The sequence below is a fragment of the Cupriavidus oxalaticus genome, assembly GCF_016894385.1.
In the GTDB taxonomy this organism is placed as follows: Bacteria; Pseudomonadota; Gammaproteobacteria; order Burkholderiales; family Burkholderiaceae; genus Cupriavidus; species Cupriavidus oxalaticus.
Genome location: NZ_CP069811.1, coordinates 2759410 through 2784821 on the forward strand (window position 1 = coordinate 2759410; position 25412 = coordinate 2784821).

General features: G+C 70.0%; 22 protein-coding genes. 7 read left to right on the forward strand and 15 right to left on the reverse strand.

Going from position 1 to position 25412, the window contains the following annotated elements; translation table 11 throughout:
* Nucleotides 1-248 precede the first annotated feature (248 nt).
* On the forward strand, nucleotides 249-1097 hold the full coding sequence (locus tag JTE92_RS12135; protein ID WP_063237619.1) for an IclR family transcriptional regulator domain-containing protein: 849 nt from the start codon (nucleotides 249-251) through the stop codon (nucleotides 1095-1097).
* Between the two features lie 24 nt (nucleotides 1098-1121).
* Here JTE92_RS12135 and JTE92_RS12140 read toward each other — a convergent pair whose 3' ends face one another.
* From JTE92_RS12140 to JTE92_RS12155, 4 genes are all read right to left on the reverse strand, one after another.
* A complete protein-coding gene (locus tag JTE92_RS12140; protein WP_063237620.1) occupies nucleotides 1122-1895 on the reverse strand; it encodes a flagellar brake protein in 774 nt (257 codons plus the stop codon).
* A gap of 226 nt (nucleotides 1896-2121) precedes the next feature.
* Nucleotides 2122-2691, reverse strand: coding sequence for an RNA 2',3'-cyclic phosphodiesterase (thpR, locus tag JTE92_RS12145; protein ID WP_063237621.1), 570 nt, complete (start codon nucleotides 2689-2691; stop codon nucleotides 2122-2124).
* Between the two features lie 9 nt (nucleotides 2692-2700).
* Complete coding sequence (locus JTE92_RS12150) at nucleotides 2701-3213, reverse strand: methylated-DNA--[protein]-cysteine S-methyltransferase (RefSeq protein WP_063237622.1); 513 nt, start codon at nucleotides 3211-3213, stop codon at nucleotides 2701-2703.
* Nucleotides 3210-4694, reverse strand: coding sequence for a DNA-3-methyladenine glycosylase 2 family protein (locus JTE92_RS12155; RefSeq protein WP_063237623.1), 1485 nt, complete (start codon nucleotides 4692-4694; stop codon nucleotides 3210-3212). Before JTE92_RS12155 ends, JTE92_RS12150 begins: the two co-directional genes overlap by 4 nt.
* A 183-nt stretch (nucleotides 4695-4877) precedes the next feature.
* Between JTE92_RS12155 and JTE92_RS12160 the strand changes: the two genes are divergently transcribed.
* Together JTE92_RS12160 and JTE92_RS12165 are read left to right on the forward strand one after the other, a co-directional pair.
* A complete protein-coding gene (locus JTE92_RS12160) occupies nucleotides 4878-7730 on the forward strand; it encodes a M16 family metallopeptidase (RefSeq protein ID WP_063237624.1) in 2853 nt (950 codons plus the stop codon).
* A 206-nt stretch (nucleotides 7731-7936) separates the two neighbouring features.
* Nucleotides 7937-8314, forward strand: coding sequence for a hypothetical protein (locus tag JTE92_RS12165; RefSeq protein ID WP_029045162.1), 378 nt, complete (start codon nucleotides 7937-7939; stop codon nucleotides 8312-8314).
* A gap of 91 nt (nucleotides 8315-8405) precedes the next feature.
* Here JTE92_RS12165 and JTE92_RS12170 read toward each other — a convergent pair whose 3' ends face one another.
* From JTE92_RS12170 to JTE92_RS12180, 3 genes are all read right to left on the reverse strand, one after another.
* On the reverse strand, nucleotides 8406-8975 hold the full coding sequence (locus tag JTE92_RS12170) for a hypothetical protein (protein WP_063237625.1): 570 nt from the start codon (nucleotides 8973-8975) through the stop codon (nucleotides 8406-8408).
* A gap of 32 nt (nucleotides 8976-9007) precedes the next feature.
* Complete coding sequence (locus JTE92_RS12175) at nucleotides 9008-10165, reverse strand: acyl-CoA dehydrogenase family protein (RefSeq protein WP_063237626.1); 1158 nt, start codon at nucleotides 10163-10165, stop codon at nucleotides 9008-9010.
* A 119-nt stretch (nucleotides 10166-10284) separates the two neighbouring features.
* Nucleotides 10285-12081 carry an OPT/YSL family transporter gene (locus JTE92_RS12180; protein ID WP_063237627.1) on the reverse strand — a complete coding sequence of 599 codons (1797 nt, stop codon included), beginning with the start codon at nucleotides 12079-12081 and terminating at the stop codon, nucleotides 10285-10287.
* A gap of 192 nt (nucleotides 12082-12273) precedes the next feature.
* Here JTE92_RS12180 and JTE92_RS12185 point away from each other — a divergent pair, with 192 nt between their 5' ends.
* Genes JTE92_RS12185 through JTE92_RS12195 form a run of 3 tightly spaced genes read left to right on the forward strand, consistent with a single transcriptional unit; the run spans nucleotide 12274 to nucleotide 14645 of the window.
* Nucleotides 12274-13974, forward strand: coding sequence for an FAD-dependent oxidoreductase (locus JTE92_RS12185; RefSeq protein WP_063237628.1), 1701 nt, complete (start codon nucleotides 12274-12276; stop codon nucleotides 13972-13974).
* The gene (locus JTE92_RS12190) at nucleotides 13964-14143 is read left to right on the forward strand and encodes a hypothetical protein (RefSeq protein WP_063237629.1); all 180 of its coding nucleotides are present in this window, start codon (nucleotides 13964-13966) and stop codon (nucleotides 14141-14143) included. Before JTE92_RS12185 ends, JTE92_RS12190 begins: the two co-directional genes overlap by 11 nt.
* A gap of 34 nt (nucleotides 14144-14177) precedes the next feature.
* Nucleotides 14178-14645 carry a MarR family winged helix-turn-helix transcriptional regulator gene (locus tag JTE92_RS12195; protein WP_063237630.1) on the forward strand — a complete coding sequence of 156 codons (468 nt, stop codon included), beginning with the start codon at nucleotides 14178-14180 and terminating at the stop codon, nucleotides 14643-14645.
* Nucleotides 14646-14654: 9 nt separating this feature from the next.
* On the opposite strand, the gene JTE92_RS12200 is transcribed toward JTE92_RS12195, so the two are convergent.
* The 6 genes from JTE92_RS12200 to zwf form a co-directional block, all read right to left on the reverse strand.
* Nucleotides 14655-15110: a YccF domain-containing protein gene (locus JTE92_RS12200; protein ID WP_063237631.1), complete on the reverse strand. Its 456-nt coding sequence runs from the start codon at nucleotides 15108-15110 to the stop codon at nucleotides 14655-14657.
* Nucleotides 15111-15394: 284 nt separating this feature from the next.
* Nucleotides 15395-16729 (reverse strand): sensor histidine kinase, encoded by a 1335-nt coding sequence (locus JTE92_RS12205; RefSeq protein ID WP_063237632.1) that lies wholly within the window; start codon nucleotides 16727-16729, stop codon nucleotides 15395-15397.
* Nucleotides 16729-17424 carry a response regulator gene (locus JTE92_RS12210; protein WP_063237633.1) on the reverse strand — a complete coding sequence of 232 codons (696 nt, stop codon included), beginning with the start codon at nucleotides 17422-17424 and terminating at the stop codon, nucleotides 16729-16731. Before JTE92_RS12210 ends, JTE92_RS12205 begins: the two co-directional genes overlap by 1 nt.
* A gap of 2 nt (nucleotides 17425-17426) precedes the next feature.
* The gene (glk, locus tag JTE92_RS12215; protein WP_063237781.1) at nucleotides 17427-18464 is read right to left on the reverse strand and encodes a glucokinase; all 1038 of its coding nucleotides are present in this window, start codon (nucleotides 18462-18464) and stop codon (nucleotides 17427-17429) included.
* A gap of 30 nt (nucleotides 18465-18494) precedes the next feature.
* Nucleotides 18495-19175, reverse strand: coding sequence for a 6-phosphogluconolactonase (gene pgl, locus JTE92_RS12220; RefSeq protein ID WP_063237634.1), 681 nt, complete (start codon nucleotides 19173-19175; stop codon nucleotides 18495-18497).
* 15 nt (nucleotides 19176-19190) lie between these two features.
* The gene (gene zwf, locus JTE92_RS12225; protein WP_063237635.1) at nucleotides 19191-20648 is read right to left on the reverse strand and encodes a glucose-6-phosphate dehydrogenase; all 1458 of its coding nucleotides are present in this window, start codon (nucleotides 20646-20648) and stop codon (nucleotides 19191-19193) included.
* A gap of 218 nt (nucleotides 20649-20866) precedes the next feature.
* Between zwf and edd the strand changes: the two genes are divergently transcribed.
* The gene (gene edd / locus JTE92_RS12230; protein ID WP_063237636.1) at nucleotides 20867-22702 is read left to right on the forward strand and encodes a phosphogluconate dehydratase; all 1836 of its coding nucleotides are present in this window, start codon (nucleotides 20867-20869) and stop codon (nucleotides 22700-22702) included.
* Here the strand turns inward: edd and JTE92_RS12235 are convergent.
* Nucleotides 22699-23646 (reverse strand): mechanosensitive ion channel family protein, encoded by a 948-nt coding sequence (locus JTE92_RS12235; RefSeq protein WP_063237637.1) that lies wholly within the window; start codon nucleotides 23644-23646, stop codon nucleotides 22699-22701. The two genes, edd and JTE92_RS12235, sit on opposite strands and share 4 nt — an antisense overlap.
* 499 nt (nucleotides 23647-24145) lie before the next feature.
* The gene (locus tag JTE92_RS12240) at nucleotides 24146-25393 is read right to left on the reverse strand and encodes an MFS transporter (protein WP_063237638.1); all 1248 of its coding nucleotides are present in this window, start codon (nucleotides 25391-25393) and stop codon (nucleotides 24146-24148) included.
* Between the last annotated feature and the right edge of the window lie 19 nt (nucleotides 25394-25412).

A 25412-nucleotide genomic window follows, 5' to 3' on the forward strand; every position in this document is an offset into this window, starting at 1 on the left:
CCGCCACCCCAGCGGCGATTTTTTATGGGCGGCCGACGCATGCCGGGCAAACGACCGGCAGTGCATTTTTATCCGCATTTCTCAATCCCCGCAGGCGCTGAGTTCGCCATCCAGGCATGTAGCATCGATCACAAGGCGCGCATCGTGCCCACCAGGACACACTTGGATGCACGCAACGCTGGCCCGTTGTGCCAAGCCGGTTTAAGATTGCGCGATTATCGAACAACGAACCCGGACAAGCACAGCCAATGGAAGTCCTCCGCCCCATCGGTCTCGGTCATGCACAGGCCGACACCGTCCGCGTCGCCCGGCCGCACGCCGATTTGCTGAGCAGCTTTGCCGGCGATCCCAATTTCATGCTGTCGCTGGCGCGCGGGTTGACCGTGCTGGAGGCCTTTTCGGAACGCAAGCGTCCGCTGACCATCTCGCAGGTGGCACAGCGCACGCAGCTGTCGCGCGCCTCGGTGCGGCGCTGCCTCTATACGCTGGAGCAGCTCGGCTATGTCAGCCAGCAGGACGGCCAGTTTGCGCTGCGCCCGCGCGTGCTGCATCTCGGGCATGCGTATTTCTCCTCGACTTCGCTGGTCTCGCTGGCGCAGCCGATCCTGGACAACCTGAGCACGCGCATCCACGAGACCTGCGCGCTCGCCATCCTCGACGGCACCGACATCCTGTACCTGGTCCGCTCCGAAGTGCAACGCGTGCTGAACTACTCGCTGGGCATGGGCAGCCGCCTGCCGGCCTACTGCACCTCCAACGGCCGGCTGCTGCTGGCGCACCAGCCGGCCACGGTGCTCGACGGCTTTTTCGAACATGCCGAGCTGCGTCCGCGCACGCTGCAGACCAAGGTGTCGCGGCAAGAGCTGGAGGCATGCTTCGCGCGGGCGCGCGAAGTCGATTACGTGATCGTCGATGAGGAACTGGAGCCGGGCCTGCGCGCCATTTCCGTGCCGGTGCGCTCGGCCTCGGGCATCGTGCTGGCCGGCCTGAGCGTGAGCGTGCGCGCCGCGCGCGTGCCGGAAAGCGAGATGATCACGCGGCTGCTGCCGCCGATGCGCGAAGCCGCCGCGGCGATCGGGCGGCTGATCGGCTCCTAGCCGCGCAGCCCGTGCCGGGACGCTTCAGCCCCGGTGTGCCAGCTCCAGCGCGAACACCAGCCGCTGCAGGAAATTCTCCATGCGGCCGTCCGGATTGACAAAGGCACAGCCGAAGTGGTGGATGGCGTTGTCGTCGTGGCCGACCAGCCAGTGGCCGACCACCTGCAGGTCGAGCTCGACCTTGCCCAGTTCGCGGAAGTCGAGGCGGCACCTGGCCACGGTCGTGCCGACCGGCAACTGCTCCTCGGTGACGCTCCTGGAGCGCAGCCCGACACCCGACAGCGACAGGTCGGCAATGTCCAGGCACAGCAGCGCATTGCCGGCGCTGCGGATCTCGCAGCGGTAACCCTTGGTCACCAGCGTGCGCGCGCGGAAATGGCGGCGGCGCTGGAAATGATAGAGCTTTTCCGGAAATTCGACGACAAAGGCCGGGCCTTGCTCGAAACGGGTCGCGGCCGGCTGCCCGACCATGAAGTTCACCGGCACGCCGCGCAGCAAACCCGAGAACGCATTCTCTTCCGAGGTCATCAGCGACTGGCGCTCGGCGTCGGCATTGCACCAGTCGAACATGAAGGTCCGGTTGACCGGATCGACATGCAGCACCGAGGTGACGAACTGGTGGCCGGTGCGGGTGCGCACGCTCAGCATGCACTTCTGCCACGACAGGTCGCGCAGCACGGTGCCGATCTGGGAGTTATGCGTAAGGCGGTAACGCTCGTCTGCCGGCGTGGCTGCGGCAACTGTATCGGTGCCGGTGTCGGTTCCGGTGCCGGCCCCGGTGGCTTCGTGCTGATTCATGGATTCGCGCAACGTCTTGGTATAGCGGGATGCCGCCGGGTCGTGGAGGAGTGGGGGCGCGGCAGCCAGTCGGCCTGCCGGCCGCGCGCCGCATGTTAAGCGCGTGCCCCCGCGTCCGGCAAGGCTCATGGCGACACCTTCGGCAAAACTGTGGCAGAACTTGAGCACAGACTTACGGGGGGTAGCGCCTGCGCCGCTTTCAGGCTCCTGTCGGTCGCCGTGGAGTTCAGCAACCTGGCGTAGCAGCGGACGGGGCCAGAGGCCACGCCCGCTGCACGAGGTGCTCCGCGCCCTGCGGTCCCAGTCGGCTCTCGAACAGCACCAGCCGCTGCACCGGCCATGGGTCGCTGGCGAGCATGCGTTGCGCGTCGAGCCAGGCGCGCAGCATGGCCTCCGGCACCGTCGGGCGGCAGCGTGCCAGCGTCAGGTGCGGGTGGTAGCGGCGGCGCTCCGGCTCAATGCCGGCAGCCTGCGCCAGCGCCTGCCCCACCGCCGCGTGCAGCGCGCGCAGCGCGTCCAGCCCGGGACCCGGCGCGAGCCCGGCCCACAACACCGACCCCGGGCCGCTGCGGAAGCGGCCGGTGCCTGCAGCCTGCAGCGTGAAGGCCGGCGCGGCGAGTCCGTCGAGCGCGGCGTTCAACTGCGCCTCGGGCACACCGCATTCGCCGAGGAAATGCAGGGTGAGATGGACCTGGGTGGCCGGCACCGGGCGCAGGCCACTCGCCGCCGGCAGGGTCGACAGCAACCGCGCCGCCTGCGCGGGCGGGACTTCCACGGCGAAGAACAGGCGCGGCATGGCGCCGGCTCAACCGCCCGCCGGACCGACGCCCTCGCGCCGCAACAGCGCGCGCTTGCGCTCGATGCCGCCGGCGTAGCCGGTCAGCGCGCCCGCGGTGCCAAGCACGCGATGGCAGGGCACGATCACCGACAGCGGGTTGCGCCCCACCGCGCCGCCGACCGCGCGCGCGTGCGTCGGCGGCAGGCCGAGGGCGCCGGCCAGTTCGCCGTAGGACGCCGTCGCCCCGCATGGAATGGCCTGCAGCGCCTGCCAGACGCGCTGCTGGAACGGGCTGCCCGCGAAGCGCACCGGCACGGTAAAGGCGTCGCGCTTGCCGGCGAAGTACTCGGCCAGCTCCTGCGCGGCGCGTTCGAGCACGGCCGCTTCCTGTGGCGCTGCCTCGCCGCTGCCTGCTGCAACATTGGCCACGTTGGCGGGATAGTACTTCTGCCCCGCGAAGAAGACGCCGGTCAGGCACGTCCCTTCCGCGCGCAGCAGCATGGTGCCCAGCGGGCTGTCGATATGGCGATAGCTGCTCATGTCATGGTCTCCGGTTCGGACACGGCGGGCGCGTCCTTCATGGCCTCATAGCGATGCCACAGGTGGACCGCCGCATAGGCGCGCCACGGCGCCCATTGCGCGGTGCGCGCCTGCATCGCACGAACGGTGTCGACGCCCAGCACCTTGCGCAGCGCATAGTCGGTACCAGGGAAGGCATCGGGCCAGCCGAGCGCGCGCATGGCGACGTACTGCGCGGTCCAGTCGCCGATGCCGTCGATGGCGCGCAGCGCCACGACGGTCGCCTCGGGCGGGGCGTGCTCCTCGAGCGCGAGCGTGCCGTCGGCCACGTGCTGCGCCAGCGCCTGCAACGTGCGCGCCTTGCCTGCCGGCACGCCGGCATCGCGCAGGTCCTGCGGCGGCATGACAGCGATGGCGGCGGCGCTCGGGAACAGGTGGCGCAGGCTGCCGGGCATGGCATCGGGCAGCGTTCCCGCCGCAGCCGTGCGCTGCGCCAATGCGGCCAGGATGCGGCGCGCATGCACGACCGAAATGACCTGCCCCACCACTGCGCGCACGGCAATCTCGAACCCGTCGACGCTGCCAGGCAACCGCATGCCCGGCACGGCCTGCGCGAGCTCGCCGAGATGACGGTCGACCACATCGGGGCGGCAGCCCAGGTCGCACAGCCGCCGCACCTTGCCCAATGCCTGCGGGATCGCGCGCGCCAGCGACGCCGACAAGGTCACGCGCAGCACCATGCGGCGCGGCACATGCTCGATGCGGACCCAGCCGGCATGCACGGTGCCGCCCGCTTCGACGCGCAGCGTGCGCGCATAGGCGCCGTCGCGGATCTCTTCGATGCCATCCACCGCGCGCGCGGCCAGGAAGCGCAGCAGCGCCTCCCACGCCAGCGGCGGCCGGTAGCCAAGTTCGAACACGAGGCGATCGGCGACGCCGTCGGTAGCGCGCCGGCGCAGCGCGAGCGGGGTCAGGCCGTAGCGCGTCTTCAGCACATCATTGAAGCGGCGCACGCTGCCGAAGCCCGCGGCCAGCGCCACCTCGGTCACCGGCAGCGCGGTGTCGGCCAAGAGGCGCTTGGCCAGCAGCAAGCGCTGCGTCAGCGCGTATTCGAGCACCGAGACACCGAACTGCGCATCGAACAGGCGCCGCAAATGCCGCTCGGTCACGCCGACGCGCGCGGCCAGCGTGGCGACGCTGCCTTCGGCCATGAAGCCTTCGTCGATCAGCGTGGCGGCGGCCTGCGCGAGCCGGCCCGAGATATCGGCCAGGCCGTGGCCCGGCGCCAGCTCGGGGCGGCAGCGCAGGCAGGGGCGGAAGCCGTGCTTCTCGGCGGCGGCGGCACTTTCGTAGAAGGTGCAGTTCTCGCGCCTGGGGGTGCGCACTGCGCACACCGGCCGGCAGTACACGCCGGTCGAGGATACGCCTACGAAGAAGCGCCCGTCGAAGCGGCGGTCATGCGATGCCACGGCCTTGTAGCAGGTATCGGGATCGAGGTTCATGCCGGCATGCTACCGCTTCGGCAACCTGCGCACCGGCTGGATTCGGACATTTCCCTCTGGCATGCAGAGGTGGGCTGCGGCACAGTTCCAGGTACGGGCGACGGCTAGAATTGCGTTTTGCGCCACTGCCCTGCCGCTGCCCTTTATCTCATCACGCGGCAGCCAGCCCATACCGGAGACGCCATGCGCCGTTTTGCCCTGCACCTGTCGATGCTTGCCTCGCTGGCCCCGCTGCCCGCGCCGGCGCAACCCGTGCAGCCGGTGCCGGCGGCATCGCCGTCGCTGGCGCGGCAGGTCGCCACCGTGGAGGGCATCACCGAATACCGCCTGCCCAACGGCCTGCGCATCGTGCTGGCGCCGGACGCGGCCAAGCCGACCACCACGGTCAATATCACCTACCTCGTGGGCAGCCGCCACGAGAACTACGGCGAGACCGGCATGGCCCACCTGCTCGAGCACCTGCTGTTCAAGGGCACGCCTTCGCTGCCGGGCAAAGCCATCCCGACCGAGTTCGCGCGGCGCGGCATGAGCGTCAACGGCACCACCACGCAGGACCGTACCAACTACTTCGGCACCTTTGCCGCCAGCGACGAAAACCTCGACTGGGCGCTGCGCATGGAAGCGGACCGCATGGTCAACAGCGTGCTGTCCAAGGCCGACCTCGACAGCGAAATGACCGTGGTGCGCAACGAGATGGAAATGGGCGAGAACAGCCCGTCGCGCATGCTGATGCAGCAGACCATGTCCGCCGCATACCGCTGGCACAACTACGGCAAGGCACCGATCGGCGCGCGCAGCGACGTCGAGAACGTCAGCATCGACAACCTGCGCGCGTTCTACCGGCGCTACTACCAGCCCGACAACGCGGTGCTGGTGGTGGCAGGCAGGTTCGATCCCGCCGCCACGCTGGCCCGCATCGAGCGCTACTTCGGCGCGATCCCGCGCCCCACGCGCGTGCTGCCGCCCGAGCATACGGTCGAGCCGGCGCAGGAAGGCGCGCGCGAACTGGTGATCATGCGGCCCGGCGACAACAGCCTGGTGGCCGCGCAGTACCACGTCAGCCCCGGCGCACATCCCGACACCACGGCGCTGTCGCTGCTGACGATCATCCTCGGCGACACGCCCGGCGGGCGCCTGTACAAGGCGCTGGTCGAGCGCGGCCAGGCCACCTCGATCGGCAGCGCGTTCTATGCGATGAAGGATCCCGGCACGCTGCTGTTCATGGCGGAAACGTCCCGGGACCAGTCGCTCGCGGCCGCGCGCGCAGGCCTGATCACGCAGGTCGAAGGATTTGCGGTGGCCCCCGTGACCGAGGTCGAGCTGGAGCGCGCGCGGGGGCGCATGCGCAATGCCTACGACCACTACATGAGCGATCCCGGCGCGCTTGGCATCGCCCTGTCCGAGGCCATTGCCAAGGGCGACTGGCGGCTGTTCTTCCTGAACCGCGACCGCATCGAGACCACCACGCTGGCAGACGTGCAGCGCGTGGCACAGAACTACCTGCAGTCGTCGAACCGCACCGTGGGCCTGTTCGTGCCGTCCGCGCAGCCAGCCCGCGCGCAGGTACCCGCGACGCCGGATGTCGCCGCGATGGTCAACGGCTACCAGGGCAAGCCGGCGCTGGCCGCGGTCGCGCCGTTCGACCCCAGCCCCGCCAATATCGAGGCACATACCACGCGCCAGACGCTGGCCAACGGCATGCAGCTGGCCCTGCTGCCCAAGCCCGCGCGCGGCGAGGTGGTGCATGGCGTGCTGGTGCTGCGCATGGGCGACGTGCAGAGCCTGCAAGGGCTGACCACGGTGGGGTCGATGACCGCGTCGATGCTTCGGCGCGGCGCCGGCGGCATGAAGCGCGAGCAGATCTCCGACCGCATCGAGACCCTGCGCGCGCGCGTCGGCATCGGCGGCAGCGCCGAGCGCGTGACCGTCAGCTTCGAGACGCGCCGGGCCCAACTGCCCGAACTGCTGGCCCTGCTGCGCGAGATCCTGCGCGCGCCGGATTTTCCCGAAGCGGAATTCGAGACGCTGCGCAAGACCAGCATCGCCGATATCGAAAGCATCCGGAGCCAGCCGGGCGTGATGGCGTCCAATGCACTGGGCCGTCACGGCGATCCCTATCCCGTGGGCGATCCGCGCCACGCGCGCAGCTTTGCCGAGAACATTGCCGACCTGCGCGCGGCCACGCTGGCGCAGGTGCGGGATTTCCATGCGCGTTTCTACGGCGCGGGCAATGCGCAGCTGAGCCTGGTCGGGGACTTCGACGCGCCGGCCGCGGCGGCGCAGGCCGCGCAGCTGTTCGGCGACTGGACCGCCGCGCAGCCGTATGCGCGCGTCGACCGGCCATTCGTGCCGATTCCGCCGGCCGAATTCACGCTGCCCGCGCCGGGCAAGGCCAATGCCGTCTACGTGGCCGCCGCGCCGATCGACCTGACCAGCGACTCGCCGGACTATGCGCTGATGATGATCGCGAACCGCGTGCTGGGTGGTGCCAGCCTGCGCAGCCGGCTGGCCGACCGCCTGCGCCAGCAGGAGGGGTTGAGCTATGGCGCCGGCAGCTGGGTACAGGTGGGCGCGCTCGACCGCGCCGGCCGCTTCGGCGTGCAGGCGCAGTATGCGCCGCAGAACCTCGCGCGCTTGCAGCGCGCGGTCGCCGACGAGCTCGAGCGCTTCGCGCGCGACGGCATCACCGCACCGGAACTGGCGGAAGCGGTCAGCGGCCTGCTGCAGCAGGGCACGGTCAGCCGCAGCAATGACGCTGCGCTGGCGGGTGCGCTTGCCAACCAGCTCTACCTGGGCCGCACCATGGCCTTCACCGAGGAACTCGAGGCACGCCTGCGCGCGGCCACGACGGAATCGGTCAACGCCGCGATCCGGCGCTATATGCAGGCGGGCGCAATGTCCCGCGTCTATGCGGGTGACTTCAGCGGCGCGCCCGCGGCGCAGCCGGCTCAGGCACGCGATGCGGCCGGCGGCAGCCAGGCAGGCGGCGGGGCGAACACCGAAGCTGCCGGCGCCACGCCGGCCGCGCAGCCCTGACATACCGGGGAAACAAAGTTCGGCTGCACTGGCGGAAAGCGCAAGACCGGCCGGGCAGCGTCATGCTGACGGGCGGCCGGGCTAAGGGCTAAGGGCTAAGGGCCGGGCGCGCAAGACCAGGCGGGCAGGCACCGTGGTGCAGGCTCTTGCCGCGACCCCGGGTTGACTGTATATTCGTACAGTATAAGTCGATATAAGAGGTGTGGATGTCAATCGTGCGAGCTGGCAGCAAGGCAGAAGCGCTCCGGCTTCTGGCCTCGGAAGACGTGCTGGCGCTGGAGCTGGACTACGAGACAGGCTGGCAGGATGCGGTCGAACTCGGCAGGCTCGGAGAAAAGCGCGGTATCAAGGTGCAGTATCGCGGACAGGAAAGCATCGCCGTCCGCTCCCGCGAAGCCCTGATCGAAGGGCTCGCCAAACCCAAGGGCACGTTCCGCCAACGCAATCTCTATTGCCAGTTCGATCTCGGCACGCTGGCGGACCATGAACTGCTCGAACTCGAAGCCAAGGCCACGCGGCTCGGGGACTATATTCTCGCCGGCCACCTGCTGCGCGATGTCGATGGGGTGTGGCCGCAGCAATAGCCGCCGCAATAGCCGCCGCAATAGCCGCCGCCACCAAAAATGAAGGCCGCCATGCCGGCGGCCTTCGACCTTCTCATTCCACGTGGTGCGATCAGTGCCAGACCCGCGTCGCGTTGGCCCATCGCGCCGCGCACGATTGCGTGGCGGCAGCGGCGATCGCCTCGGCCGCCTCATCGGCTTCGGCAAGCTCGCCGGCATTGGCCGACGACACCTGCGCGGCGCTGTCCAGCGCCGTGCGCCACATGACTGCCGACACCAGCGTCTTGCACTGGCGGCGTTCGCCATGCGCCAGCGCCAGCAGGCGCTCGTAGCCTTCCATCACGATCAGGCGGTCGCCGCGGCACGGCTGCAGCTGCAGCGTGTACAGGTGATCGCATTCGCAATGCAGGCTGCCACCGCTTACCGCCAGGACGATCGCGCCAGGCAGCGCGATACCGCTGGCCTGGACCTCGGCGCGCAAGCGCGCCAGGTGCGCCTGCGCGCGCGGATCGCTGTCCTGCGCCATATTGGGCGGCACCGCGCCCAGCGTCATCAGCTCCGCGGGCGATACCGCCAGCGTGTACGCCTGCAGCGCAGTGCGATAGGACGCCACCACAGCGCGCAGGCGGTGCGGCGTGCCAACGCCATGGCCCGCCGGCCCGCGCTCCTGCCAATCGTTCATGTCGACTCCTGCCGCGCCGGGCGGTTGCATGGTCAGTCGCGCAGCAGCTGCTTGGCGATGATCACCTGCTGGATCTGCGTGGTGCCTTCATACAGGCGCAGCAGGCGCACGTCGCGGTAGAAGCGCTCGGCCTTGTACTCGGCGATATAGCCGGCGCCGCCGTGGATCTGCACGGCGCGGTCGGCCACGCGGCCCACCATCTCGGTACAGAACATCTTGGTGCAGGAGGCCAGCATGCTGACCTCCGGATCGCTCTTGCCCGCGGGCTTGGCGTCATAGCGCTGGGCGCAGTCGCGCACCATCGACAGGCCGGCATAGAGCTCGGCCTGGCTGTCGGCCAGCATCGCCTGGATCAGCTGGAAGTCGCCGATGGGCTTGCCGAACTGCTTGCGCTCCTTGGCATACGCCACCGCGTCGGTGATCAGGCGGTGCGCCATGCCGCAGGCGAGCGCCGAGAGATGCAGGCGGCCGCGGTCGAGCACCTTCATCGCGGTCTTGAAGCCCACGCCCGGCACGCCGCCAATGATGTTGGCGGCCGGCACGCGCGCGTTCTCCAGCACCACGTCGCAGGTCTTGGTGCCGCGCTGGCCCATCTTTTTGTCCGGCTTGCCCAGCGAGATGCCCGGGGTGTCGGCCGGCACGATGAAGGACGAGATGCCCGAGGCGCCCGCGCCGCCGGTGCGCGCCATCAGCGTGAAGGCGCCGGCGCGCGGGGCGTTGGTGATGAAGCGCTTGGTGCCGTTGATGACGTAGTGGTCGCCGTCCAGCTCGGCCCTGGTCTGCAGCGACGCCGCGTCGGAACCGGCATTCGGCTCGGTCAGCGCGAACGAGATGATCAGCTCGCCGCTGGCGATGCGCGGCAGGTAGGCCTGCTTCTGCGCCTCGGTGCCATCCATCAGGATGCCCTGCGAGCCGATGCCGACGTTGGTGCCGAACACCGAGCGGAAGGCAAAGGCGGTGTGGCCGAGGTCGTACACCACATCGCATTCCTGCGACATCGACAGGCCGATGCCACCGTAGTTCTCGGGAATGGAGATGCCGAACAGGCCCATCTCCTTCATGTCCGCGACGATATCGGCGGGGACGTCGTCGGTCTCTTCCAGCGTGTCCTCGGCAGGCTTCAGGCGTTCGTCGATGAAGCGCTGCACCGAGGCGCGCAGCAGGGCAAAGGATTCTTGGTCAAGGGCCATGAGGATTCTCCGGGTCAGGCGGTACGTCTGTCTGGCCGACATGGTACGCCGGCCGTGCAATTTGACAATCCACTGAGGATTGAACAGAAGCGTCAATGGAATTTGACAATCTGCCGCTGTCAGCTCCACGTCACTGCGAGCAGCCCGGCGAGGCCGAGGGCCAGTGCCGCCAGCGCGTCGCCGGCGATCAGGCCGCCGCCCAGCAGGGATGCGGTGCTCATGTCCGCGGGCAGCGCCTGCCGCTCACGCCCGGGCCCGGCCTTGCGCCCCGCCATGGCGCCGCCGACGCTTGCCGCCACGCCGCCAGCGGCCATCCAGCCCGCCGCCGCCAGGTTGACGAAGCCGCCGAAGGACGATGCATAGGGTGTCGGCAGCAGCACCGCATCCAGCAGGAAATCCACCACCCTGCCCCGTCGGCCGGACTGCGCGAAGCGCTGCCACGCCGGGCTGCCCAGGATGACCTTGCGCAGCACCGCCGTTGCCAGCCCCAATGCCAGCCCGAGCGCCACCGCGGCATGCTGGGCGGCGCGCGGCTGCGCCAGCCCGTGCAGCACGCCGACGATCTTGTAGGTCATGGCCGAGGCCCAGCGCGCCGGCTGCTGGTCCGCCGGCAGCCGGGTCTGGTCCAGCGCCAGCACCGGATACGCCTGCATGAAGAGCCGCGCCATTGCCACGGCCACAAGCGCGCCCACCACGATGCCGGCGACCTGGTAGCCGAACTGCACCATGCGGTCACTGCCCAGGCGCCAGCCGGTGGAACGGTCCTGCTGCATGTCGCTGGCTTCGGCGGTCGCCACCAGCAGCACGGTCGCCGCGATCAGGCCCACATGCGGCGCGCGCAGGCCGGCCGCGGCCATCAGGATCACCGTCAGCACGAAGGCGGACGAGATCGGGTTCTGGTCGACCATGCCGACCGAGATGCCGTTGACCAGCGCGAACACCAGCACCAGCAGCACCGCCATCAGCTGGAAGCCCAGCGGCTGGCCGAACCACGCCACGCCCGCCGCGACCGTGGCGGCGCCCCACAGCAGCGCCCACGCGGCCACCCAGGCCATGCCGGGCCCACGCCGCGCCTGCGCCTCCCGCGGGGCCCGGGTGCGCCACCGTCGCCACGCCTGCGCCAGCAGCAGCGCGACATCGAGCGCCGCCGCGCCCATGATCATGCCCAGCGCCACCAGGAAGGTGGCCTTGCGATACGGTTCGCCGGGCGCGAGCCACCCCACGGACACGAACCACGGCGTCAGCGCCCAGCCGGCAAGGCCGCCCACCAACGCGGCAATACCGATGCGCGCCCCGACGATCATGCCGGCACCGAAGGTTGCCGGCGACAGCTCCAGCGCCACCAGCCACGGCACGCGCGCGGCACCCAGGCCGCTGGCCAGCCCCAGCGCCATGCCGCCGCCGAGCCGCGCCAGCGAGCGCCGCAACAGCGCCGGGTCGGTCAGCGCGCGCAGGATATTGGCAACCGCCAGTCCCGACGGGAACTTCAGTTGCATGCGATCCACCAGCAACGGCGTATACAGCATGCCGATGCCAACGCCGTACATGCCGATGCACAGCATGTAGAGCACGAGCTGCCACAACGGCGGTGGCGACATGCCCAGCCAGGTCATCGCCTGCAGCACCACCGCCATGCCGCCCATTCCCGCCACCGACGCCGCCGCGGTCTGGATGTAGTTGGCGCCATGCCGGCCCGGTGCGCCATAGCCGGCCGTCACCACCGAGCCAAGTATGCCGGCCAGCACCTGGCCGCCGACAAAGAAGCCCAGCGAGAAATTCATGTAAGCCGCGGCAATGCCGCCGAGCGGCCCGAGCACCAGCATGCCGGCGGCGCCCAGCAGCGCGTGGTAGCGCCAGCTGCCGGCAGCGGGCAGCCAGCTGGCGCGGGGCACGGCGTCGGTGGGCAGGATCGGCATGGCGAAGGCTCGGAGGCAGCAGTAGCGGGTTGCGCTCTGCGAAGCATAGGCCACGGCCCCGGGTGGGCGATGTGCGACTTGTCTCTCTTTACGGGCCAAGCCGTCGAGCCAGGCGGGTAAACACTAGTTTCGTGCGCAACTATCTGGGATATAGTTTCGCACACAACCAATTGCACCGAGCGAGACCCCGCCATGCCAGACTTCACCACCCCGCACGCGGCCGTGCCGCCGGCACCGCCTCCCGTTACTCCGCGCCCCTGGCCGCGACACGTGCCCGTGCTGATCGCCGGCGGCGGCCCGGTCGGGCTGGCGCTGGCGGCGCTGCTGGCGCGCTACGGCATCGCCACGCTGGTGGTCGAGGCCGACGACGGCTACTGCGCCGGCAGCCGTGCCATCTGCATGTCGCGCCGCTCGCTCGAGATCCTGGGCTGGGTCGGCGCGGACCAGCAAACGGTCGAAACGGGCCTGCCCTGGGTGGGCGGCCGCAGCTACTACCGCGACGCCGAAGTGCTGCACTTCCGCATGCCGAGCGAGCCGGACGAACGCTTTGCGCCGATGGTCAATATCCAGCAGTACTACCTCGAGGCGTTCGCGCACGAGGCCGCGCTGCGGGGCGCCACGCCGGCCGACGTGCGCTTCGGCGCGCGCGTGCGCACGGTGCGGCCGCATGACGGTGGCGTGGTCGTGGAAATCGAGAGCGCCGACGGCTTGGTGCAGGTCGACGCGCAATGGCTGGTGGCCTGCGACGGCGGCCGCAGCACGGTGCGCGAGCAACTGGGCCTGCGCATGGAAGGCACCCAGTACGAAGGCCGCTACGTGATCGTCGACATCGTGCAGAAGACCCGGCGCGAGGTGGAGCGGCTGGCCTGGTTCGACCCGCCGTCGAATCCGGGCTCGACCATCCTGATGCACCGCCAGCCCGACGACGTCTGGCGCATCGACTACCAGATCCGCGACGACGAGGACCCCGAGGAAGCGGTCAAGCCGGAAAACGTGCTGCCGCGCGTGCAGAGCCACCTCGACATGATCGGCGAGACCGAGCCCTGGCGGCCGCTGTGGATCTCGATCTACAACGCCAAGTGCCTGACGCTGCAGGACTATCGCCACGGCCGCGTGCTGTTCGCCGGCGACGCCGCGCACCTGGTGCCGATCTTCGGCGTGCGCGGGCTCAACTCGGGGCTGGACGATGCCGGCAACCTGGCGTGGAAGCTGGCGGCAGTGGTGCGCGGCCAGGCCGCGGACAGCCTGCTCGACTCCTATTCGGCCGAGCGCGTCCACGCCACCCGGCAGAACATCGCCTACGGCGCCAAGAGCACCGAATTCATGGCGCCGCCCGACTTTGCCTTCCGCCTGATGCGCGAGGCCACGCTGCGGCTGGCGCAGGGCGGCAGCCCGGTGCGGTCGCTGATCAACCCGCGCCAGTCGGCGCCGATCGCCTATGCCGATTCGCCGCTGAACGGCGCCAGCGACTTCGGCGCCGACTGCCCCGGCGCCGCGCCCGGCTTGCCCGCTCCGGAGGCGCGCGTCGCCAGCGCGGACGGCATCGAGCACCTGACGCAATGCTTCGGGCAGCGCTTCACGCTGCTGTACTTCGGCGACTCGCCAACACTGCCCGCCCCGCTCGCCGCGCTGGCGCAGGCCCATCCACATACGCTGCAGGCACGCGTGGTCGTCAACGGCACCGCCGCCCCCGCGCAGGACGCGCTCGCCGATGTCGCCGGCCAGGCGCAGGCGCGCTACGGCGCCCGGCCCGGCACGCTCTACGCGATCCGCCCCGACGGCTACGTGCTGGCGCGCTGGCTCGCGCCCGCGTGGGACGACGTCGGCGCAACCCTCGCCCCCCTGATGCAAACCCAGCAATCCCGACCGGCCGGAGCCCGCCATGCAAGCTGATGACCTCGACCTCGCCTATACCCGCCTGTGCGAGGCCATGGGCCGCGTTGGCGAAGAACGATCGCCGCTGCTGCTGGCGATGATGTGCCTCGGGCTGATGAGCCGGCAGGCATCGCTGGCACCGGTGCTGGCATTGATCGACGAGGCGGAGGCGCGCAGCCAGCCATAGGCACTACAATGCCGACGCCCGACCGGACATCGCCATGAAACCACTGCCACGCCTGGACCAGTTCCTGACCTACCGCCTGCACCAGGTCAACAAGCTCAGCGACAAGGACAGCGCCGCCGCCTACCTCGAGCAGTGCGGCCTGCTGCTGAGCGAGGGCCGCTGCCTGGCCGCGATCGGCGCGTTCGCGCCGCTGTCGGTCAATGCGCTGGCGCACCGCGCCAACCTGACCAAGGGCCAGGCCAGCCGCTCGGCGCAGGCGCTGGTGGAGCGAGGGCTGGTCAGCAAGGAAACCAGCACCGCCGATGGCCGCGGCGTGGTGCTGTCGCTGACCGCGCAGGGCAAGCCGCTGTACCGGCAGGCGATCGCCATGATTGCGCGGCGCAATGACGAGATCTTCGGCTGCCTGAGCGAGGAAGAGCAGGCGCTGCTGGGCAGCCTGCTCGACCGGCTGGTCGCGCACGCCGCCCGGCAGGACGGCACCACGGACATTGACGAAATCTAGCGACGAGGCCTAGCGACGCAAGCCGTCCACGTGCGCGCGCGCACCGTCGCGGCGCGCGGCGTCGGCTACCTCGTTGGGGACCACGGTCTGGCCGATCGGCGCCAGCGCGATGCCGGCCAGCTTCAGGTGCTGGATCGCGAACGGGATGCCGATGATGGTGACGAAGTTGGCGACCGCCGCCATCACGTGGCCGATCGCCAGCCACACACCGGCAAACACAAACCACAGCACATTGCCCACCAGCCCCAGCGCGCCGGTGCCGACATCGTCGCGCCCGGTCAGCTCGCGCCGGCTGATGGCCTGCTTGCCGAACGGGAAGAAGGTGAAGCCGCCGATCACGAAGCAGGCCTTGCCCCACGGGATGCCGACGATCGAGATAAAGCAGAGCAGCCCGGCCAGCCACCAGGCCAGGCCCATCACCACGCCGCCGAGGATGAACCAGAGGAAGTTGCCGATTGCACGCATGCCAGCCTTTTGTGTGTGAGCAGGAGAGAACTCCGATGATACGCGCCGCGCTGGAGCGTACCCGTTTCTGCGTAGCCGTCTGCGTAACCGTTCCTGCGTACCTGTTTCTGCGTGCCCTTTCTGCCTGCTCGACCGCGACCGGCAATGGCTGCTGCGCATGGCCCGCGGGCCGGCGATTGCGGCCGCAAACCCGCAGCGCGCTGCCGGCACTGCTCCCCGGCACTGCTACCGCACCTGCAAAGCGTACCCATTTCTGCGTGACGCTCGACGCTGACGGGCGGGGCTCAGTCGGCCGGAAATACAACCCTGACACGCAGCCCCGGCCGCGCGTCCTCCAGCGCCACGCGTGCCCCATGCGACTGCGCGATCTCCGCCACGATCGCCAGGCCCAGCCCGCTGCCGCCGGTCGGCGCCTCGGGCAGGCGGTAGAAGCGGTCGAACACGCGTTCGCGTTCCCCGGCCGGAATGCCGGGGCCGTTGTCGCTGACCACCAGTTCGACCGAACGCCCGTCGCTCCCGCGTGCCACCCGTACGTCGATGCGGCTGCCGGCCGGGACATAGGCCAGCGCGTTGTCCAGCAGGTTGGTCAGCAGGATGCGCAAGGCATCGGCATCGCCATGCACGATGGCGGCCGCGTCGTCGGCGTCGTCGTCGCCATCCACGCCCAGGTCGGTATCGCGGTCCAGCGCGGCCTGGGCCAGTTCCGCCACCACGCCCGTGGCCAGCGCGCGCAGGTCGACCGGCTCGCGCGGCGGCGTGGCCGCCCCGGGCTCCTGCCGCGCCAGGGTGAGAAGCTGCGTGACCAGGTGGGTCAGCCGCTCCAGCCCCTGGCGCAGCTTCGCCACCGCCTCGTCACGTGCCGCGCCGCTGTCGGCGCGCTCGACCAGCTGGGCCTGCAGCTGCAGCGCGGCCAGCGGCGTGCGCAGTGCGTGCGCCGCGTCGGCCACGAAGGCGCGCTGGGTGTCGATGGCGTGCGAGAGCCGCGCCAGCAGCTGGTTCAGCGCGGCGCTGAGCGGCGCGATCTCGTCCGGCATCCGCCGCACCGCCAGCGGTTCCAGCGTGGTGGCGTCGCGCGCGCGCACTTCGGCGGCGATCTCGCGCAGCGGCCGCAGCCCGCGGCCCACGGCCATCCATACCAGCCAGCCCAGCAGCGGCAGCAGCAACAGCAGCGGCGCCACGGTACGCAGCGCCATGCGCGCGGCCAGCGTGCGGCGCGCGCTCATCGGCTGCGCGATCTGCACCACGGTCGGCCCGAGCTGCATGCTGTACAGCCGCCATTCGCCCTGCTGCGTGGTCACGTTGGAGAAGCCCAGCTCGGCACGCGCGGGCAGCGCCGGGTGCGAATGCGACAGGTACAGGCTGCGCCCCGAGCCGTCCCAGATATGGATGACGACGTCTTCGCCGGCATGCGACAGGTCGCCGGGCGAACCGATGAAGGGTGGCGCCACCGGGTCGGCAAACCGGCTCGGCAGCGCGGCGGCCATCTGCTTCATCTGGTAGTCGAACAGCGCATTGGCTTCCTGGCGCGCCTGGCCATAGATCAGCGCGGTGGCAATGGCAATGCCGGCGAGCAGTCCCGCGGCCAGCCACCACAGCAGCGTTCGCTGGATGGAGCGCATCAGCCGGGCTCTCCCTCGCCATCCAGGCGCGGCACCAGGTAGCCCACGCCGCGGATATTGCGGATCAGCGCGGCGCCCAGCTTCTTGCGCAGCGCGTGGATATAGACCTCGACGGTATTGCTGCCGACCTCGTCGTCCCAGCCGTACAGGCGCTCCTGCAGCTGCGGCACCGACCACACCTTGCCCGGCCGCGACATCAGCGCCGACAGCAGCGCGAACTCGCGCGCCGACAGCCGCACCGGCTCGCCGCTGTGCGTGACCTCGCGCGTGGCCGGGTTGAGCACGATCTCGCCATAGGTCACCAGCGGCTCGGCCCGCCCCGCGGCGCGGCGCGCGAGCGCGTGCATGCGCGCGGCCAGCTCCTGCAGGTCGAAGGGCTTGACCAGGTAGTCGTCGGCGCCGGCATTGAGGCCCGCAACACGGTCGGCGACCGCGTCGCGCGCGGTCAGGATCAGCACCGGCGTGGGCACGCCGCGCGTGCGCAGCGTCCGCAGTACGTCCAGCCCCGGGCGGCGCGGCAGGCCGAGGTCGAGCAGCACCAGGTCGTAGCACGCTTCGCCTTCCTGCGACGACGTGGCCGCGGCCAGGCCCGCGTCGCCGTCGCGCACCCAGTCGACGGTGAAGCCCTCCTGCCGCAGCGCCTGCCTGACGCTGTCGCCGATCATGGCGTCGTCTTCCACCAGCAGGACACGCATGGCTAGGCGTTCCCCGCTTCGCGATCCAGGCGCTCGGCCAGCGCCCGCGCCAGCCCGGGCAGCGCCGGGTGGCGCGCGGTGATGACATGGACCGGCACGTCTTCGAGCCAGCCGCGCATGCGGCCCTTGGCGACAAAGCGCTCGGCGAAGGCAGAGGCCTGCAACGCCGGCACGAAGCGCGGCAGGATGCCGCCGCCCAGGTAGACGCCGCCGCGCGCGCCCAGCACCAGCGCGATATCGGCCGCGACCGAGCCCAGCAGCCCGAAGAACACCGTCATGGTGCGCTGGCACAGCGGGTCGTTGCGCTGGAAAGCGCCGTCGGTGACCTGCTCCGGCTGCAGCGGCGCGAGCAGAAGCGTACCCGTTTCTGCGGCCAGCGCGGCATGGATCTGCGACAGCCCGGCGCCCGACAAAAGCCGTTCCGCGGACACGCGTCCGAGCTGGCGATGGGCCGCACGCCACGCCACCCATTCATCGTCGGTGGCCGGCATCAGCTCGATATGGCCGCCCTCGCCGGCCAGCGCCACCCTCTGCCCGCCCGGGACCGGCACCAGCCCCGACACGCCCAGTCCCGTGCCCGGTCCCACCAGCGCCAGCGGCGCGCTCTGGACCGCGGTGCCGGCGCGCACCTGCACCAGGCCGTCCCCCGGCAAGTGCGGCAAGGCCAGCGCCAGCGCGGTAAAGTCGTTCAGCGCCACCAGCGTCTGCAGGCCGAGCGCGCGGCGCATGCCGTCGATCGAGAACGACCAGTTGTGGTTGGTCAGCCTGACCTGGTCGCCGGTGACCGGATTGGCCAGCCCGATCGCTGCATGGCGCGGCAGGGGCTGGCCGGTGCCGGCCAGGCCATCCAGGAACTGGCGCAGCGCGGCTTCGAGCGAGGGAAAGTCGGCGACCTTGAGCGCGCTCACCGGGCCGATCTGCATCGGTGCGGTCTCCAGCGCGAAGCGCACGTTGGTGCCGCCGACATCGCCGAGCAGGCGCGGGAAGGTGGCGGTGGTGGTAGCGGTGGTGGTGGTAGGAGTGGAGGCGGTATCAGCCATGGCGTCGGTCACGTCCCCTTCTGTCAGAGTTCAGGCCTTGAACACATCGAATCCGTGCCGGTGGCGCGACGCCACCAGGCTCACCGGCAGCGCCGCGGTCGGCCCCTGCAGCGCGCGCTCGAGCACGTGGGCCTTGGCCTCGCCGGTGACGGACAGGAACGCGCGTTCGGCCGCCAGCAGCGCGGCCAGGTTCAGCGTGATGCGCGCATGCGGTGCGGTGCCCGGATGCGCCAGCAGGTAGGCCGGCTGCGGATCGCTCAGCGCGTGCTGCAGTTCGGGCGCGTCCGGGAACAGCGAGGCGGTATGGCCATCCTCGCCCATGCCCAGCACCACCACGTCAGGCTGGCGGAACGCGCGGTTCGCGCGCGCCACCGCCGCGGCCGGGTCGGCCACGTCCTGCGCATCGGCCACCAGCGGGATAAAGGCGGCACTGCCGGCGGCCTCGCGCAGCAGGTGCGCGCGCACCAGCGCGGCATTGCTGTCGGGATGGTCGGGCGGCACCACGCGTTCGTCGACCAGCGTCACCGTCACCGCTTCCCAGCGCAGCGGGCGGTAGCGCAGCCGCTCGAACATCGGCACCGGCGAGCGTCCGCCGGACACCGCCAGCACCGCCCAGCCGTTGACGCGGATGGCGAGTTCGAGCGCATGGCTGATCGAGATGGCCAGGGCCTCCGCCTGGTCCATCGGGGTGGGATGTTCGAACAGGCGCATGTCGTTTCCTCTGGTTCAGGCTTCTTCGTGCCACAAGGCGCCGTCGCGCGACATCAGCGCCGACGACGCGGCCGGGCCCCAGGTGCCGGCGGTATAGGGCTTGGGCGGGACCGTGCTGGCTTCCCAGGTATCGATGATGGGCTCGACCCAGCGCCATGCCTGCACCTGCTCGTCGCGGCGCACGAACAGACCCAGCCGGCCGCGGATCACGTCCAGCAGCAGCCGCTCGTAGGCGCCGGCGCGGCGCACCTTGAACGAGTTGGCGAAGTCGAGATCGAGCGAGGTCGGCGTCAGCTCGAGCGTGTCGCCGGGCTGCTTGACCAGGCAATACAGCCGGATGCTTTCTTCAGGCTGCAGCTGGATCACCAGCCGGTTCTGCGGCGACAGCGTGAGCGGGCGCGGGAAGATCGCGTGCGGCACGTCGCGGAAGTGGATCACGATCTCGGCCACGCGCGCCTGCATGCGCTTGCCGGTGCGCAGGTAGAACGGCACGCCCTCCCAGCGCCAGTTGGCGATCTCGGCCTTGACCGCGACAAAGGTCTCGGTGCGGCTGTCGGGCGCGATGCCGGCCTCATCCGTATAGCCCGGCACCGGCTTGCCGCCGATGGCGCCGGCGCGGTACTGGCCGCGCACGGTCTTCTCGGCAACGTCCTGCGGCGTGATCGGCTTGAGCGCCTTCAGGATCTTGATCTTCTCGTCGCGGATGGCGTCTTCCGACAGGCTGGCGGGCGGCTCCATCGCCACCATGCACAGCAGCTGCAGCAGGTGGTTCTGCACCATGTCGCGCAGCGCGCCGGTCTGGTCGTAGAAATCGCCGCGCGTCTCCACGCCGAGCTCTTCGGCGATGGTGATCTGCACGTCCTGCACCCACTCGCGCCGCCACAGCGGCTCGAACAGGGCATTGCCGAAGCGGATCGCCATCAGGTTCTGCACCGACTCCTTGCCGAGGTAATGGTCGATGCGGTAGATCTGCTCTTCGGCGAAGAAATTCGCCACCGCGGAGTTGATCGCCTCGTTCGATTCGAGGTCGTGGCCCAGCGGTTTTTCCAGCACGATGCGCACGTTGGGCGCCGTGCGCGTATTGAGCCCGGTGCGGGCGAGCTGCTCGCAGATCGACACGAACAGGTGCGGCGCGGTGGCGAGATAGCACACCACCACTTCCGGCTTGCGCGACAGCACCTTGTCGGCGAGCGCGTCGAAATGCGCAGGCACGCGTGCATCGGCCTGCACGTAGCTGATGCGCGCGCAGAACTTTTCCCATGACTCCGGCGGCGCATGGGCCAGCGCGGGCCGCACGGTCTGCTCCAGCGACGCGACGTAGTCGCCGGTCGACAACGGCTGGCTGCCGGTGGCTAGGATGCGCGCGGCCGGATGCAGCAGGCCGGCGTGGTGCGCGTCGAACAGGGAAGGCAGCAGCTTGCGCCGCGCCAGGTCGCCGGTGCCGCCGAACAGCACCATGTCGAAATCAGGCATGCTCACGCTGCACTCCTTGAGGATTCCTTGAGGATTCGAATTGTCGCGGCCCTCGCACGAGGGCGGGCCGTGTTGCGGCCAGTTTACGTGAGTCGCTACGGCTTGGCGAGGCAAGCGTACCCATTTCTGCGTGAACTGCGGAGGACAGCGGGCGGGCCTGCGGCGTGCAGCGCCCGGCAAAGTGCGCTAGGCTGAAAGCTCCCCCGCAGGAGAACCCCATGCCACGTCATCCAGTGCTCGAGCGGGTCACCGCCCGCATCGTCTCCCGCAGTGCCGCCACGCGCCAGGCCTACCTCGACCGCACCCGCGCCATGGCCGGGCAGAAAGTGGAACGCGCCCAGCTCTCTTGTACCAACCTCGCCCATGCGGTGGCCGCGATGCCTGACGAAGCCAAGATCCGGCTCAAGGCCGACGAGCGGCCCAACCTGGCGATCGTCTCCGCCTACAACGACATGCTGTCGGCGCACCAGCCGCTGGCGGCCTACCCGCAGTGGATCAAGGAGGCGGCGCTGGACGCCGGCGGCACCGCGCAGTTCGCCGGCGGCACGCCGGCGATGTGCGATGGCGTGACGCAGGGCCAGGACGGCATGGACCTGTCGCTGTTTTCGCGCGACGTGATCGCGCTGGCCGCGGCCGTGGCGCTGTCGCACCAGATGTTCGACGCCGCGCTGTACCTGGGCGTGTGCGACAAGATCGTGCCGGGGCTGGTGATGGGCGCGCTGTCGTTCGGCCACCTGCCCGCGGTGTTCGTGCCGGGCGGGCCGATGACCACCGGCATCAGCAACGACGAAAAGGCGCGCACGCGCCAGCTCTACGCCGAAGGCAAGATCGGCAGGGAAGCCCTGCTCGAAGCCGAGACCCGCTCCTATCACGGCCCCGGCACCTGCACCTTCTACGGCACCGCCAATTCCAACCAGATGCTGATGGAAATGATGGGGCTGCACCTGCCGGGCACCGCTTTCGTCAACCCCGGCACGCCGCTGCGCGAGGCGCTGACGCGCGAGGCCGCGCGCCAGGCGCTCAAGCTGGTGCATGGCGGCGAGCGCTACACCCCGGTAGCCGAAGTGCTGGACGAGCGCGCCTTCGTCAACGGCATCGTCGGGCTGCTGGCCACCGGCGGCTCGACCAACCACACGCTGCACCTGATTGCGATGGCGCGCGTGGGCGGCATCGTGCTGGGGTGGGACGATTTCGACGAACTGTCCGCGGTGGTGCCGCTGCTGGCGCGCGTGTACCCGAACGGCAAGGCCGACGTGAACCAGTTCCAGGCCGCCGGCGGGCTGCCGGTGGTAATCCGCGGGCTGTTGTCGCTGGGGCTGCTGCACGACGACGTGACCACGATCTTCGGCCGCGGGCTGGAGGACTACACGCGCGAGCCGGTGCTGCGCGACGGCAAGCTCGGCTGGGTCGACGGCCCGGCGGCGCCGCTTGACGACAGCATCGTGCGCAGCGCCGGCCAGCCGTTCTTGCCGGACGGCGGCATCAAGGTGCTGGACGGCAAGCTGGGCCGCGCGGTGATCAAGACCTCGGCGGTCAAGCCCGAGCACCAGGTGGTGCAGGCACCGGCGATCGTGTTCGAGCATCAGGACGACGTGCTGCACGCGTTCAGGCGCGGCGAGCTGGAGCGCGACTTTGTCGCGGTGCTGCCATGGCAGGGCCCGGCCGCGTGCGGCATGCCCGAGCTGCACAAGCTGACGCCGACGCTGACGGTGCTGCAGGACCGCGGCTTCCATGTCGCGCTGGTCACCGACGGACGCATGTCGGGCGCGTCGGGCAAGGTCCCGGCAGCGATCCATGTCTGTCCGGAAGCGCTGCGCGGCGGCGCGATCGCGCGCGTGCGCACCGGCGACATGATGCGCGTGGATGCGCCCGCGGGCGTGCTCGAGGTGCTGGTGCCGGAAGACGAATGGCGCGCGCGCGAGGCCGCCCACCCCGATCTCAGTGCCAACCGGCACGGCGTTGGCCGCGACCTGTTCGCGGCGTTCCGCAGCAACGTGAGCACCGCCGAGAGCGGCGCCTGCACGCTGTTTGCCGACGAAGGCAACGCCGCCTAGCCGAGCCGCTGCACCGGCTGGCGCGGCGCCGCGCCGGCGGTATGCGCAGGGGCCGCGGAATGCGTGGAAGGCGTCGCCTCGGACACCTTGACGGCACCCGGCACCGAGCCCGCGCCCGGCACGTGCAGTTCCTGGATCGGCACCGCCAGCTTGCTGCCCGCTTGCTCCAGCACCTGCTTGATGCGCTCGTAGAAGGCGAAGCGCACGTTCCAGTAGTCGTCGTTCGAGGTCCAGTAGCGCACGTTCAGCGTGATGCCCTGCTGCGTGTAGTTGACCACCATGGCCTCGGGGCGCCGGTCGGACAGCAGGCGCGGCTCGCGCGCCAGCATCCCGCGCAGCGCTTCGAGGCTGCGCTGCACGTCGCTGTCGAACGTCACGGTGGCCTCGATATCGGCGCGGCGCGTGGCGTTCTCGCTGTAGTTGGTGATCGCGCTGCCCCACAGCTTGCCGTTGGGCACGCGCAGGCAGACGCCGTCGAAGGTAGTCAGTTCGGTCATGAACAGGCCCGTCTCGCGCACCGTGCCCGCCACGCCCTGCGCGTCGATGTACTGGCCAACGCGGAACGGGCGCAGCAGCACCAGCATGATGCCCGCGGCGATGTTCTGCAGCGTGCCCTGCAACGCCAGGCCAATGGCCAGGCCGGCCGCGCCCAGCATGGCGATGATGCTGGCGGTCTGCACGCCGAACTGCGACAGCACCAGCACGATGGTCAGTACGCGCACCATCCACTGCAGCGCATTGGCCAGCAGCGGCCGCATGGTCTCGTCCAAGTGGGTGCCGCTTAGCGCGCGCCGGACCGCGCTGGCCACGCGCCCGGACAGCCACCAGCCGGCGATCAGGATCAGGATCGCGGCCAGGCAGTTCATGCCCTGGTTGATGGCGAACTGGACCAGGTAGGCCCAGCCCGCCTCCAGCTTGTTGGCATCGATGAAATTCAGGTCCATGAGGGCGACTCCGTTTGTGGTTGTGGGTTTGCGGCGGCAGCGGGGGTTGCGTACCCGTTTCTGCGTGCTGCCACCGGGAATGCGGTGCCTTATCGACGACCGACGACTCGCGGAAATTTTACAGAAATTAATGATTTTTGAGCGCGCGATGTCAGACGATCACCGACAAAGCCGTGGCACGCATCACAGTGAAGTGACAGCCCGGGCATCGATTGGTTTCCCGCGCAAACCGGCAAGAGTGCGCGCGGCCGCGTGGCGCTGGCGCGGGTCGGACGGAGCGGCCATGTGGTAAAGGCGGTTGGGAGCTGGCGGGGCGACGTCGGCGGAGCCCTGGGGCAACTTTCAGCGACGAAAGTCGGGTCGGAACGCCACCGCACAAAGCTGGAAAATACCGGCAGCCGTGCGCCGGCGGCTCATGCGGGAGCCAGGCAGCAGCTACGCAGAAACAGGTACGCTTCGCGGCCCGGGCACAACCCGGGCCGCGAACGATCCGCGATGGTCAGGTGGCGTGTTCGTGCAGCCGGTCCCGCGAGGCCAGCGCCGGGAACAGCCGCATCCACACTGCCACCACCAGCAGCGTGCCGACCCCACCCAGGATCACAGCACCTACCGGGCCGAACAGCGCCGCGGTCACGCCGGACTCGAATTCGCCCAGCTGGTTGGAGGCACCGATGAATACCGAATTGACCGCGCCGACCCGCCCGCGCATGTCATCGGGCGTATCGAGCTGGACCAGCGTCGAGCGCACCACCACGCTGATCATGTCCGAGGCGCCCAGCACCACCAGCGCTACCATCGACAGCGGCAGCCACGTCGACACCCCGAACACCACGGTGGCGGCACCGAACAGCGCGACTGCGCCGAACATGATGCGCCCCGCGCGCCGGTTCAGCGGGTGGCGCGCCAGCCACAGCGCCATGACCAGCGCACCCACCGCCGGCGACGAGCGCAGCAGGCCCAGGCCCCACGGTCCGGTGTGCAGGATGTCACGTGCATAGATCGGCAGCAGTGCCACCGCGCCGCCCAGCAGCACCGCGAACAGGTCCAGCGAGATCGCGCCCAGCAGCACCGGCCGGCTGCGGATATAGGCAAAGCCGGCAAACACCGTACGCATGCTGACCGGCGCGGTCAGCCGCTGCGCGGCCTGGCGCAGCGTGATGCCGCTGACCAGCACTGCGGCAATGACGAACAGCGTCGCGCTCAGCGCGTACACCACGCCGGGGCCCGCCACATAGGCAAAGCCGCCGATGGCCGGGCCGATGATGATCGCGGTCTGCCCGGCTGAACTGGCCAGCGCCACCGCGCGCGGCAGCTGGCGCGGCGTCACCACGCTGGGCAGCAGCGCCTGAAGCGTGGGGTTCTCGAACGCGCGCGTGGCGCCGATCAGCGCGACGAAGACAAAGATGTGATGGCTGTCGATCCAGCCGGTGAGGCTGGCCACGGCCATGCCGGCGGCCAGCAGCGCTTCGATCGCCTGGCAGGCGCGCACGATGCGGCGGCGGTCGAAGCGGTCGGCGACGTGGCCGGACATCAGGATCAGCAGCACCGAGGGCAGGAACTGCACCAGCCCGACCATGCCCAGCATCAGCGGGTCGCGCGTCAGGTCGTACATCTGCCAGCCCACCGCCACGGTAAAGATCTGGTAGCCGATGGTCGTGCACAGGCGGGCGAACCAGTAGCGGCGGAACGCGGCATCGCCAAAGACGCTATCCGGCTCGGCGGCCGGGACGGTAGCAGGGGAAGACATGAATGCGGGAGGCGGGGTC